Annotated in this window: 11 protein-coding genes; 4 read left to right on the top strand and 7 right to left on the bottom strand. The window is 35.8% G+C overall.

Annotated features, from left to right (window positions below; genetic code table 11):
- Positions 1 to 62 precede the first annotated feature (62 nt).
- Positions 63 to 1,217, bottom strand: a complete 1,155-nt coding sequence (locus M902_RS13850) for a hypothetical protein (RefSeq protein WP_040314866.1) — start codon at positions 1,215 to 1,217, stop codon at positions 63 to 65.
- A gap of 136 nt (positions 1,218 to 1,353) precedes the next feature.
- Between M902_RS13850 and M902_RS13845 the strand changes: the two genes are divergently transcribed.
- The 3 genes from M902_RS13845 to M902_RS13835 are packed head-to-tail and all read left to right on the top strand — an operon-like array spanning position 1,354 to position 4,315.
- On the top strand, positions 1,354 to 2,442 hold the full coding sequence (locus tag M902_RS13845) for an imelysin family protein (protein ID WP_021267974.1): 1,089 nt from the start codon (positions 1,354 to 1,356) through the stop codon (positions 2,440 to 2,442).
- Positions 2,436 to 3,800 carry a di-heme oxidoredictase family protein gene (locus M902_RS13840; RefSeq protein WP_021268402.1) on the top strand — a complete coding sequence of 455 codons (1,365 nt, stop codon included), beginning with the start codon at positions 2,436 to 2,438 and terminating at the stop codon, positions 3,798 to 3,800. The genes M902_RS13845 and M902_RS13840 overlap by 7 nt, the downstream gene beginning before the upstream one ends.
- Positions 3,800 to 4,315 (top strand): hypothetical protein, encoded by a 516-nt coding sequence (locus M902_RS13835; RefSeq protein ID WP_021267775.1) that lies wholly within the window; start codon positions 3,800 to 3,802, stop codon positions 4,313 to 4,315. The genes M902_RS13840 and M902_RS13835 overlap by 1 nt, the downstream gene beginning before the upstream one ends.
- A gap of 28 nt (positions 4,316 to 4,343) precedes the next feature.
- Here the strand turns inward: M902_RS13835 and M902_RS13830 are convergent, their stop codons facing one another.
- Both M902_RS13830 and M902_RS16195 read right to left on the bottom strand, forming a co-directional pair.
- Complete coding sequence (locus tag M902_RS13830) at positions 4,344 to 6,245, bottom strand: sensor histidine kinase (protein WP_021268226.1); 1,902 nt, start codon at positions 6,243 to 6,245, stop codon at positions 4,344 to 4,346.
- A 42-nt stretch (positions 6,246 to 6,287) separates the two neighbouring features.
- A complete protein-coding gene (locus M902_RS16195; protein WP_021267895.1) occupies positions 6,288 to 8,174 on the bottom strand; it encodes a HAMP domain-containing sensor histidine kinase in 1,887 nt (628 codons plus the stop codon).
- A 265-nt stretch (positions 8,175 to 8,439) separates the two neighbouring features.
- Between M902_RS16195 and M902_RS13820 the strand changes: the two genes are divergently transcribed.
- Complete coding sequence (locus M902_RS13820; RefSeq protein ID WP_021267813.1) at positions 8,440 to 9,072, top strand: hypothetical protein; 633 nt, start codon at positions 8,440 to 8,442, stop codon at positions 9,070 to 9,072.
- A gap of 19 nt (positions 9,073 to 9,091) precedes the next feature.
- Here the strand turns inward: M902_RS13820 and M902_RS16190 are convergent, their stop codons facing one another.
- The 4 genes from M902_RS16190 to M902_RS13800 form a co-directional block, all read right to left on the bottom strand.
- Positions 9,092 to 9,586: an Hsp20/alpha crystallin family protein gene (locus tag M902_RS16190; RefSeq protein WP_021268632.1), complete on the bottom strand. Its 495-nt coding sequence runs from the start codon at positions 9,584 to 9,586 to the stop codon at positions 9,092 to 9,094.
- A gap of 127 nt (positions 9,587 to 9,713) precedes the next feature.
- Positions 9,714 to 11,063, bottom strand: coding sequence for an NAD(P)H-binding protein (locus tag M902_RS13810; protein WP_021268523.1), 1,350 nt, complete (start codon positions 11,061 to 11,063; stop codon positions 9,714 to 9,716).
- Positions 11,064 to 11,077: 14 nt separating this feature from the next.
- A complete protein-coding gene (locus tag M902_RS13805) occupies positions 11,078 to 11,545 on the bottom strand; it encodes a DUF4442 domain-containing protein (RefSeq protein ID WP_021268487.1) in 468 nt (155 codons plus the stop codon).
- A 40-nt stretch (positions 11,546 to 11,585) separates the two neighbouring features.
- Positions 11,586 to 12,881, bottom strand: coding sequence for a sensor histidine kinase KdpD (locus M902_RS13800; protein ID WP_021268577.1), 1,296 nt, complete (start codon positions 12,879 to 12,881; stop codon positions 11,586 to 11,588).
- Between the last annotated feature and the right edge of the window lie 70 nt (positions 12,882 to 12,951).

Below are 12,951 nucleotides of genomic sequence, written 5' to 3'. Positions count from 1 at the left end.
CTGACATAGCCAAAATAGAACGAGACTTATTACACCACATTGTAGATCCAAGTCTACATAAATTAGTCAAAAATATTATAATTTGAAGAGTACATGAGCCCGACAACACTAGTGTCTGAACCACCGTCTTGATTCTGGTAATAAAGGCCGAAAATGGGGCTGGCCTTTCGATTGGTTAGCTTAAATCCCATGGATGCCTCATAGGTACGGGAGATTGTTTCAGGAAGCTCCTCTGAGACTTTATTTTCGACTTCACGGTACTGAAGACCAAATAAGAATGAATATGTTGTCCCCTTATAAAACTTAGACATCGTATACTCTGGTGTACTTAGGCCAAATCGAAGCCAAAAGTCGTCAGAAAAATTATTTCGATTCTGCTCCTGATTAGGATCAAACGAAATAATATCTTTCGAAATATCATAGAAGATCTCAAAAGAAGGACTCCAACTGACTGGTGACAGATAGCTATAACCAATATTTATACCTGGGTTACTCTTATAGTCAGGCTTGCTTACTTCTCTAGTAAACACCGCAGGATCAGCATCTATTCGATGGTAGCTCTCTTCGATACTTGTTGAAGAATACTTAATACCAGGGAATGCCAAGGAAGCGCTTAGGAAGTGCTCTCTTTCAATATAGGAAGCACTTAAGAGTGTATTAATAATAATATACTTTGTTCGATTATTTACTGTTTGCAAATAATCACTGCCCCCTATACTCCCATAGAAAGTAGAGAATGTTTTAGAAGATTGAATATTTAGATTTCCAGAAAAACCGATAGCGAATTTTTCATTCAATTTCTTAGCAGCACTTATGCCAAGAAGTGTTTCTTCAGCTTGAATGTTTACATTCCCCTTTAGTCCATTTGTGTTAAAGGAAAGTGTTCCATTATTTGTACCACTATACGTGACAAAATTTGTGAATGTTATCCCAAAAAGGTCCCCTGCGAAGCCGGTAAAGTATGGAATGAACTGACTTTCAAAATCACTCCCCTCAGATTCTTCAACATCAATATCTTGTCTAGAGTACATAAGGCCAAAGTAGATCTTGATTTCATCACGCTTCAGATAGGCCGTTGCAGATGGATAGACTAATGCCGCACCAATATCTCCTGGGCGAGATGTAGTATCCCCCAAAAAACCTGACTCATGGCCAATAGGTAATGCAAATAGACTTAGTGAAAATAGCACCAGCACTACAATTCGAAGTAAATACATGAGGAAAATTAAATCATCCTATATGAATAAAGTCTATTACCATAAAAAATGAATTTAATTGTTGATATTAACTTATGTTTGATGTATCAAACCAATGTTTCAATAAACGATCAGAAATATAACAAAGGACAAGAATATGTTAAAAAGATCTATCTTACTGATTTCATTAGGTTTAGGTATAAATGCATCTGCTGCTACAACAGCACAATCAGTAATCGAAGGTTACTCTAACCTAGTTCACAAAACTTATACAGAATCTCTTGATAAGGCGATCACTCTTCAAGAAGACGTTGAGTTCTTCATCTCAAACCCAGCGGTTATGACGCTTGAGATGGCCAGAGAGTCTTGGAGACAAGCAAGAGCACCTTACGGACAATCAGAAGTATTTAGATTCTACAATGGACCAATTGATAGCGATGAAGGTCCAGAAGGTCTACTAAATGCATGGCCACTTGATGAAGCTTATATCGACTATGTTGAAGGTGCCCCAAATGCAGGTATCGTAAATAACGTTGCAGACTATCCAGTAATTTCAAAAGAAATCCTTTCTTCACTTAATGAACTTAATGGTGAAAAGAATATTTCTACTGGCTACCACGCCATTGAATTTTTACTTTGGGGACAAGACCTATCAGTTGATGGTGCTGGAGAAAGACCTCACACAGATTATATCGTTGGTCTTGGAAAGAACGCTCAAAGACGTGCAAAATATTTATCAACAGCAACAGAGCTTTTAATTGATCACCTAACTGAACTAGTTGATGCTTGGGCACCAAACAAAGAAAACTATAGAGCAGCATTTGAAGCAAAAGACCAAAAAGAGGCCCTTAATAATATCCTTTCAGGAATGATCTATATGTCTGGAGATGAGCTTTCAGGTGAAAGAATGTTTGTTGCCTGGGAAACTCAAGGACAAGAAGATGAACACTCATGTTTTTCTGATATGACTCATATGGATATTCAGTGGAACTTCTGGGGTGTTGCAAATGTCCTTAAAGCAACGGGAATTCTAAACCTAACAGACAACACAATTCTTACGACAACAATTAATAACAGAGTTACAAAGATTAACAAAATGCTAGCAGGCCTTCCTGTACCATTTGATCAAGCAATTCTTGATGAGAATGCAAGGCCACAAATTCTAGCTTCAATCGAAGAGATGGAACAACTAGCAATTGAACTTGTTGAAATCTCTGAAGAACTAGAGACACCTGTACAATGGTAAGAGCTCTCGTTCTCACATTAGTTTCAGTATTAAGTTTTAATACATATTCCAGTGAAAAGTTCCCGGCCGGTGCCGGGACCACACTGGACTTTTCAGTGAATGCCTTCTCTCACCCAATGAGTGGAACACGTGGAATGCTAAGGCGCCAATTTCAAGTTGGAAATAGTTTTTTTAAAGGAGCTTGGGTAACATCTCCTTCTTCGACTCCTTTAAGAGATGGACTAGGGCCAATCTTTAATGCGACTTCCTGTACAGCATGCCACCTTCTAGATGGGCGTGGACGTGGGCTTCCTGAAGATGATGGTAAAACTGATATCTCCCTACTCTTTCGTTTAAAAACAATTGGAGAGGATGGGAAGTTACAGGCCCACCCTGCCTACGGTGACCAATTCCAACCTCACAGTATTGAAGGGGTCCAAGGTGAAGGTGAAGTCTTCGTAAAATTTGAAACGATCATAGGAAGCTTTGCCGATGGTGAAACCTATGAGTTAAAAAAACCAAATTACATTTTTAGAAAGCTTACTCATGGAAGCCTAGGAGATAATACAATTGTCTCACCACGAGTTGGGCCACAAATGATTGGGCTTGGTCTACTTGAAAATATTAACAAAGAAGAAATTCTTGCAGGAGAAGATCCTGAAGATTTAAATAATGACGGAATTTCAGGACGTGCAAATTACGTCTACTCAGTTATTGAACAAAGAAAAGCACTTGGTCGCTTTGGTTGGAAAGCTTCTCGTCCAAACCTCTTGGAACAAAATGCTGCTGCTTTCAATGGAGACCTAGGAATTACAAGTCCCCTTTTCCCAACTGAAGAATGTAGTCTCTTACAAATTGACTGCTTAGAGAAAAAAACACAGAAAGATATCTCAAAAGAACTTTTAGACAAAGTAACTCTATACACACAACTAATCGCTGTCCCGGCCAGAAGAATCTTTAATGACACAAGTATTAAGAACGGGCAGAAGATATTTCACCAAATTAACTGCCAAGCATGTCATAGGCCTGAATTTACAACAGGGTCAAACTCTAAATATCATGTCTTAAATAATCAAAAGATATATCCATATACGGACATGCTACTACATGATATGGGAGATGCGCTGGCCGATGATACACGCTCTTATGAATTTGAAGGAAACGCCACAACAAGAGAATGGAGAACTCCACCTCTTTGGGGCCTAGGGCTAGTAAAGACTGTAAATGGCCACACGCGACTTCTTCACGATGGGCGTGCGCGAAACCTTCAAGAAGCAATCCTGTGGCACGGTGGAGAAGCACAAAAGTCCAAAGACAAATTTATTAAATTAACAAAGAAGGATCGCCAAGATCTTATTAAATTTCTTAGGAGTCTATAATGAAAAGACTATTTCTACTAACAATACTTATAGCATCTTCAGTTAGTGCTCAAATTTGGCCACTACCAACAGGAACAACATATTTCGTTAAGGGAACAGGATACGACTGTGGTGAATTCATCAAACGCTACAAAGTTGAATATACAACAACACCAAAACTATTCTCTGAAAAAGGAATTAATTTTGACCTTTTAACTGCAGATAGTGACTTAAATGTCTTTTCTATTGAAACATCTTGGAACACAGAATCTGGTCAACATTGTCAATTTGGTCTTTTCTTTAATCGTGCAAGAGAGACGAGAACACTTGATCTTGATTATACAAAATCTAAATCTAATGGATCAGCTCAAGCGTGTCTAGAAAATGAAATGCTAATAAAAAGTAAGCTACAATCTGCAAAATATGAAGCTTCTAAAAGAGGTATTCGCTATATCGCTGTCGATATACTGAATGAAGAAAATGAAGTTTGTGATGGAACACGCGTAAGATTAATTTTTGATCGTCGAGCTCAGTAATATATACAGTGGCACACAAGTGCCACTATTATACCTTATGTGGAATGGTAAAAACAAAACGAGTCAAAGAAGAGCTTTCATCCAAATAAAACTCACCACCATGTTTTTCAATATGACTTTTAGAAATACTTAGACCAAGTCCTGTTCCTCTATTCTTTTTCTTTGTTGTAAAGAAAGGCTCCATAATTTTAGCTCGAATATCCTCCGGTATCCCTCTCCCAGTATCAGTAATTGAGATTTCCACATAATTCTTAATAGGAACGGCCTTTACATTGATCTTTCTCTCTCCTTTAACATTGATTAGTTCGTCAAATGAGTTATTTATTAAATTTAGAAGAACTTGAGCGATTTGAATAACAGAGCCATGAATTACAATTGACTCATCAACATTAATATTAAATACGATATCGTTCTCTTTAAACTTCTCATAACACAGAGATGTGACATCTTCTACGGCCTCAATTAGATGGAAATCAGTATATTTTGACTTATCTCCATCCTTGGCAAGATGTTTTAGGCCCTTAATAATTTTTGAAATTCTAAATGCTGTATTTGAGATTCGGCCTGCATTCTTGATGATATCATCAGAGCCTGTACGCTGAGAGATTCGGTTAGCACTCAGGTCGATAATTGTTAACGGATTATTAATCTCGTGAGCAATCCCACTGGCCATCTCCCCAATTGAAACGAGACGGGCAGAGTTAATAATTTGTGACTGTTGTTGTACGAGCTGTACTGTACGGTCATGGACACTTCTTTCAAGCTTCTCATTCACTCTCATGAGAGAGTCTTTATAGCTACGCTGCTTCTCAAAAAAGTATAATAAGATAAAGAAGAAAATACACAGGCAAACAAAGCATGCAAAAACCACTAAAAGTTCTGACTTATACTCATGATAGAATTGAAAGAAACTAGATGAATAACTGATGACCCTAGATTTTTCAGGTAGCGTATTGATATCAATATCATATCTCTTTAGTTGATCAAGGTCGAAAACAAGGTCATTTATCGATTCAATAATTAATGGAATCTCTGATATTTTCTTTTCGCCAGAAAGAAACTCATCTGCCATTCGAGCTATCTCTCTTCCATAAATCGATCCATCAGAAACATTACCTCCGACGATCCCCTTATTTAAAAAGACTTTATTAAAACCATAGATTGGTTGGGCTGAAACTTTACTAAGATTCTTAATGTTTTCATCTAATTCAAAGTACTTTCCATCTCGATCCCTTGCATAAACACCAAAGAGAACAATCGAATCATCCTCAAACCCCTTGGCCATTTCATAAATTTCTTCCATATTGTAATTTTCAATATAGATAATTTGTTGCTTGAGCTTCATTTTTTTAAATGAATTTTCAAATTGTTTCTTAAGATAACGGCCAGTTGGAGTAAATTGAGTATTTATCACATAGATCTTTTTGGCCATAGGGTTCATATCAAGAGCCCCCTTAACAGTGGGAATAACATCAAAAGTTTCAACGACACCCGTAAAGTTCTTTTCTGTTTGATAGAGATCACGCTTAAACTTATCATAGCCATTTACGCCACTAAAAATGATAGGCGCATCATTGAAAATCTCTTTTCGATATTTAATAGCAAAATCAAATGCATAATCGTCAGTTGTTACAATAAGGTCAATTTTATGCGTGCTAAACTTTGTCGCGTATAACTTCGCTAAGATCTGATCATATTCTTGTCCAAAGAATCTTTTAGAGTCCATATACTCTGTATAGAATTTCATTGAATAATTACTGCGTCGGTGTAAATGAAAGCGAAAGGAGCTATCAAGTTCTTCAGTCCACACATTCCCTTTTTCATAAGAGTGCAACACAAGAATCTCAAATGTTTCTGAAGCTTGGACAAGTGAACTTAATAAAAAGAATAAAAATACAATGGTACGACCAATGGCCTTTAAGCTTATCATTATAAATAAATATCACTTAATCCCTAAAATGCAATTATTTATTTACGCAGTAGGTAGTTGAATAACAAAACGAGTGTTCGGACAAGACCTATCGACAAAGATGCGGCCCTTGTGGTGCTCAATAATATTCTTACAGATACTTAGCCCAAGGCCAGTACCTCTTTGATCAACCTTAGTTGTAAAGAATGGCTCCATGATTTTTTCAAAAATCTCGTCAGAGATCCCCTTACCTGAGTCCGTTACAGAGATTTCAACAATATCCATCTCTTTTTTACCTTCAAGCTTAATCCAACGTTCAGTATCACCCTGCACTAATTCATCAAAAGAGTTATTAAGAAGATTTAAAACGACCTGAGAGATTTGAACAGGGGCGCCGTGAACTTTTAAATTTTCATCGACATCAATTTTAAAATGAATTTCATTCTCTTTAAATTTTGTCTTACAAATTGAGATGACATCTTCAATCGCTGCCTTAATATTGACAAGCTCACTTGTAAGACTAGCGTCTTCCTTGGCCAGTTGTTTAAGCCCTTTTATGATTTTAGAGATACGATCAACTGTAAGCTTTATCTTCTGAGCAGACTTTAAAACAATTTCATTATCCGCCATTTGAACGATTCGATAAGCACTCAAGTCAATGATTGTAAGAGGATTGTTAATTTCGTGAGCAATCCCGCTGGCCATCTCCCCAATTGAAGCAAGCTTGGCCGAGTTAATCAGTTTTGACTGTTGTTCAATTAGCTGTCTTGTTCTCTTTTCGACTCGTTCCTCAAGTTGTTCATTAATTCGAAGAACGGCCTTCTTATGTTTCTTCTGTTGTTCAAAATGATAAGCAAGAACCACCAGGCTAATAAATAGACACGCAAATGAAAATAGAATAAACCAAAACTCAAAGGTATATTCTTCATAAAAACGAAGTAGCTTATTATTGCGATTTATAATCTGTGCATTTACCGGTAGCTTGTGAAAGTCTAGGCCATACTTAACAATCTTTGCGTAATCAAAAATTATCGGAGCATCCACGTTTTCAACAATTGGAATAGAATTTATATCTACACCCGAAATGACTTTATTTGCAATAAGAGCAGCTTCCTTTCCGTATAGCTCACCACTTGTGAAGTAGCCCCCTGTCAACCCGTACGGAAGATAGTATTTTAAGAAGCCGTATATAGGCACATTCGAATGTTTTGCTAACTCGCTAAGATTCTTTTCAAAGTCTAGAAAATTTCCATCACGATCACGAGAAAAGCCACCATAAAGAGCAAATGAGCCCTTTTCTAGTGTTTTGACTTTTTTATAAAGATCGCTTGCACTTAAATCTTCTAAGAACTCAACTTTGTCCTCTAGTTTCAACTCAATAATAGACTTTTGGAACTCTTTCTTTAGGTACTGACCACTTGGAGTATGTATTGTGTTGATAATATAAAACTTATTTGCCTTGGTGTGTAACTTCTGAGAAAGTTCAAGCATTTCTTTGATCTTGAAGCTCTCAACTAATCCCGTATAATTATTCTCATTTCGATACTTCTGCTTAAACTCGTTATGATAACCATTAACTCCTGCGAATATAATCTGACTATTCTGAAATAATGTTTCACGATACTTCATCGCGAATGCAAAAGCATTATCATCAGAAGTGATAATTAATTTAATATTTCTGTCGGAGTATTTAATTGAGAATAGGTTATATAATTTTTCACTATAGTCCTGGCCAAAGAAACGCTTAGAATCCATATACTCTGTATACACATCTAAGTGATTCCTATCACTATGAAGATACTTCTTAATTGACTGATCAATAAGGTCCGTCCAAATACTATCACGCGAGTAAGAATGAAGAATAAGAACTTCATATTTATCTAATGCGATGCTTGGAAGCGCAAAGATAGTAAGAGTAAATGTAAAGATTATTGCCCTAACCCAATTCACTTTTTCAAATTATCATTATATAGCTAAAAAGTATTGAGAAAATTTATCAATTTAGCAAAAAAGCTTCATAATTCCCCGAAATTACTTTAAAGCACCACGTAAAACTTCAATTGGCCCAAGAGGCCATTTACGAAATAAGTTAAAAATAATTCAGTTGTTATATAGAAAAATTGTCTCAGTGAATTTTCCAAATTCTTTTAGAGCATATTTTAGTCATCGATGCGGTATGATATAACTTGTCTTAGGAACAAAGAGAAAAATTTTAATGAAGATAGAAACTTTTAAACAAGAGCTTAAAAAAACAAATAAGATTACAATTATTGGGCCAATGGCCTTAACTCTTCCTTATATAATCGATTCTCCTATTATTTACGTTGATGGCGGACTTAATCATAGGCCAAACGATGACCACGCCTACCTCTCAATTGGAGATGATGACTCAAACCAAACAAGTGATAGTCTTGATATCAAGTTAGAAGTAAATAAAGACTACTCTGACCTCACCTTTGCTCTAACGCTGATACCAAATAATATCACCGAGATTAACTTATTTGGCTTCTTAGGTGGACGGCTCGATCATCAAATGATTGCACTCGGCTCAATTCATCATTTTTTAAAAGTAAGGAAATTACAGACAAAGTGTAATTTTGAAAAAAAACTTCTTGTAAGCTCAAGTGGTGATTTCTCATTTACTCACAATGGTTTATTTTCACTCATAAGCCTTGAGGAACAAGACCTTAAAATCAGCGGCGCATGTGACTTCCCTCTTTCTTCGGAAAAGAAAGTTAGAGCTCTTAGCTGTTTGACCTTATCAAATAAAGCTTCTGGAGAAGTTCTAATAACTTCCACACTACCGATATTTATCTACTTATTAGATTCAGAAACACTAGGCCATTAAGCCTAGTGTTCTATGAAATTTAATGTGATGATTTACTCTTATCATCTGAAAATAATTTAACAAAGTTATCAGAAGCATCTGAAACTTCTATCTTATGAGACTTCTTCTCTGCACTTTTTGGTAATGCTAAATAGAGAATACCGTCTTGAATTTGGGCCTGAACTTCATTTCGATTGATAAAATGAGGAACTGTTATACTGCGAGAAATACGTCGAGTTTCTCCGCCACCACCTTCAAAAAGAGTTTTTCGTTCGGCTTCAATAGTAACTAGGCCATCATCAACTTGAATATTGAGGTCTTCTTTCTTAACACCAGGCATATCAATACTTAGCAGAAAAGCATTGTCTGTTTCCTTCATTTCACCAAAGGTATTACTGCTTCCACTTCCTCTGCCCTGCCAGATATCCTCTAGGCCAGTAATAATATCCCTAAACTCATTGTCAAAATTAGCAGAACCAAAAAAATCTGAATTTAAATTTGAACTTTTTCGGGGAACAATTGAACGTCTAATCATGGAAATCTCCTTTAACCCTTATGTGTCTTGTAGAGAATACATAACGACGTCAATAGATAAACATCGTCATCTATCTCTTGTTAATTAAGATAATGCCATCTTATCATTGCGAAAGAGTCGGATAAACTTAAGATATTTTAAAATGCTTTAAATAAGAACTAAAAGATCTCATGACAAAGAGATGTATTGGAGCCTGCGTATAGCAGTAGATATACCAAGGGAGCGAAGGACGAAAATTATTAATTGAAACTAAAGTAAATTTTCCATTTGCAACACTTCTAAACTCCAACCAACCAGTATCTTTGGATGCACTTAAAACTCCGCCAACAATATGAAACTTTGCCCTTCTTAAATTAGACTTATTTTCGATAAACTTAAGAATAAGTAATGGTTTTTTAAGCCCAAAAATATTGAAAGTAATAGTCCCTTCTTCTTCATGGACATGAATAATAAATCGAATAAAGCGTGGAAGCCACTTCATATAAGAATTCGCAAGCTCTCGCATTTCAAGAGAGCTTGGATTTTCGAGTCGTTGTATGGAGCGAACAGTTTTCTCTTCTTTTCGCCTTGCTTTATGAGATGCTTTTTTAGTTTTTCTTAAATTAATCAAATTTAACATTTCATCATATGATCTTAATTTGATTAGGTCTCTGATATCTTTTTCGATCTCAACTTTTGGAAGGTGACATTTTAAGCTATCGACTAAAGGAGAAACTAACTCAAATTGTGATTCACCAAAAATAGTCACCCACCATTTTGATAATTTTAAATAATTAATTGGAACAGGAATCATGGGACAGAATTTTCTAAAACGGTGAGAAGTCTTCTTAATCAAGTCCTCGTAGGTAACATCCTCTCCATTAACAATATTAAGAGTTCGATTAAAGAATTTTTTATTACCGATCAAATGCGAGACAACACGTAGCAAGTCATCTATGTAGACCATTTGAGTGCGGCTTTTTGTCCACTTAGGTAAAATCATTGCAGGTAAGTTAATTACAAGGTTCTTCAATATCTCAAAAGATGATCCTCCGTCTCCAACAATCATCCCCGCTCGCAAAAGTGTATAAGCAATACCTGAAGACTTAAAAACCTCCTCTACTTCAAGTCGACTTTTTAGGTGTTCACTACTTTCACCTGTCGGAACAAGTCCTCCCAGATATATAATATGTTTTACACCATTGTACTGACATGCCTTTGCAAAGTTATCGGCCAAAAGAAGATCTGTATCACGGAAACTTCCTTGAAATAGACGTGATGATGGTAGCATTGAGTGAACAAGATAAATTGCAATATCAATATCTTTTAAGGCTTCTTTAGTGCTGCGATAAGAAAAGAGGTCTGTTTTTGAAAACTCAATATTCTCGTCTAAATAGGACTCACTACGTCCCAGGGCCCTAATATGATAGTGGCCTTTGATCTTTTGAATGAGATTACGACCAATAAAACCATTGGCACCAGCAATTGCGACTTTCATAATAGAAAACTGACTTAACCTTTATTTTTTTGACGAACATATAGAGTTTTTTTAACTCTTGCCACTTTTACTCCGTCTTTATCATATATATAAGTCTCAAATTCAGGATGAATTCTTTTTTCCTCGCTGGCCTGTTTATTTATTCTTTCGATTTCTTCCATTGTAATTTCAAATTCGGCCTTAACTATACCCTTGCCCGGTCTTAAGAATTCAATCTCCGCAGACTTATCCCAAATGATATGCTCTTTCCCTAAATGAAAACTTAACAATAGCATATAGAATGGATCACACATTGAGTATAAGCTTCCCCCAAAGTGAACTCCAACATAATTTGTATTAAGAAATGTTTGTTTCATTTGAACACAGATCTTTGTGCGTTCATCATTGATTGATAAGACCTTAATTCCCGCACCAAGATAAGGTGGCCAAAAGTTAATTAGCTTAATGGCCTTTTCTGGTGCTATTTTTTGCCAAAAGCTCATGGCGAATCCTTTTTAAATTAATAGATCAATAAAGTACTTATTATATCACTGGAAATTTTAAAGTCACGCGTGAGCCACTATTTGGCATATTCTCGATTAGTAAATCTGCACCATGTTTCTTTAGAAAAGAATGAACTAGTTTTAGACCAACCCCTGTTCCTTTCTCTCCCATTGTCCCCTTCTTTACATGGAAGGTCTGCCCACTTTGAATCCCATCAATAACAATATCAGGAACCCCTTCTCCTTCATCACAAACTTGGATTTCGTAACCATCTTCGATGGCCCCCTTGACGACAATCCTCTTTCCTTCAGGAGAAAATTTAATAGCATTTGAAATAATATTACGAACACAAGTTTCAATCATATTACTATCGTGATTAAAGATGTAGTCCTCTAAATCAACTTCAATTTCGAGGTCTTTTGTTTGTGCTAACTCATAAGCAAATTCAACAGCACTTGTAATTGTATCCTTTATATTAAGCTCTTTTGGAGTATAACCTAAGCTTTCATTACTCGTTAACACCCAAGTAAGAAGATCCTTTAAAAGTGCATCTGTCTTCTTCGCTGATTTAATAATTCGATCTTGGTAAATCTTAATTCTCTCAACAGACAATTCTTCATTTCTTCTCGACACAAGAGATGCTGACGTTAGGATTACTTGTAGTGGACTTTTTAAGTCATGAGCAATCGTTGAAATAACATCGTCTTTAGTTTTATTAAGCTCTTCTAGACGGCGATTCGATATATAGAACAGCCTCCACGCTCTATTAAACATTGACCTAAAGGCAAAGAGAACTATATTTAACGATAGAAGAATAAAGGCCTTATAAAAATGTTTTTCTAGATCAACTGATTCATTTAAAATTGGAACAATAATAAATAATGTAAAAAGAAGTACACAGTTTACAATGATTCCATTTAATCTTCCCGGTAACATCACATAGAATGATGTAGTCATAATCATTACTCCAGCAAGCAATGTAGTACTAGTTCCCATAATCATAAATGTCATTAGTGTAACAATGGCGACTGATGCCAACTTAATAAAGAATAAGTGGATTTCAATATTGTCACTATAATCACTTTTTCTAAATGTAATAAAAAAAATAAGGCCATAAGCGACAAGTAAAGCTCTAAAGAATGTAAGAATATTTGCTGATCCAAAAGTATAGTAACGTTGATAGTCAGCAAGTATTCCAGCAAGTAAGAGTAGAACACAACATACTAAATACGACAATAGTGTATATGTACGATCCTTTGGCCAAGATGTTTGAAGATAGTTTCTCTCTTCACAACGAGACTTAAACTCGCCAAAAGAATTAATTAGGGCTTCCAATAGCAATTCCTTTAAATATTAAACGTAAACAATTAGTCTTTACTATAATTTATATCGAGATTCGAGAAAA

It is taken from the genome of Bacteriovorax sp. BAL6_X (genome assembly GCF_000443995.1).
Classification (GTDB): domain Bacteria; phylum Bdellovibrionota; class Bacteriovoracia; order Bacteriovoracales; family Bacteriovoracaceae; genus Halobacteriovorax_A.
The sequence above is the reverse complement of the archived record's forward strand: the minus strand, read 5'-3'. Positions and strand labels throughout refer to the sequence as shown.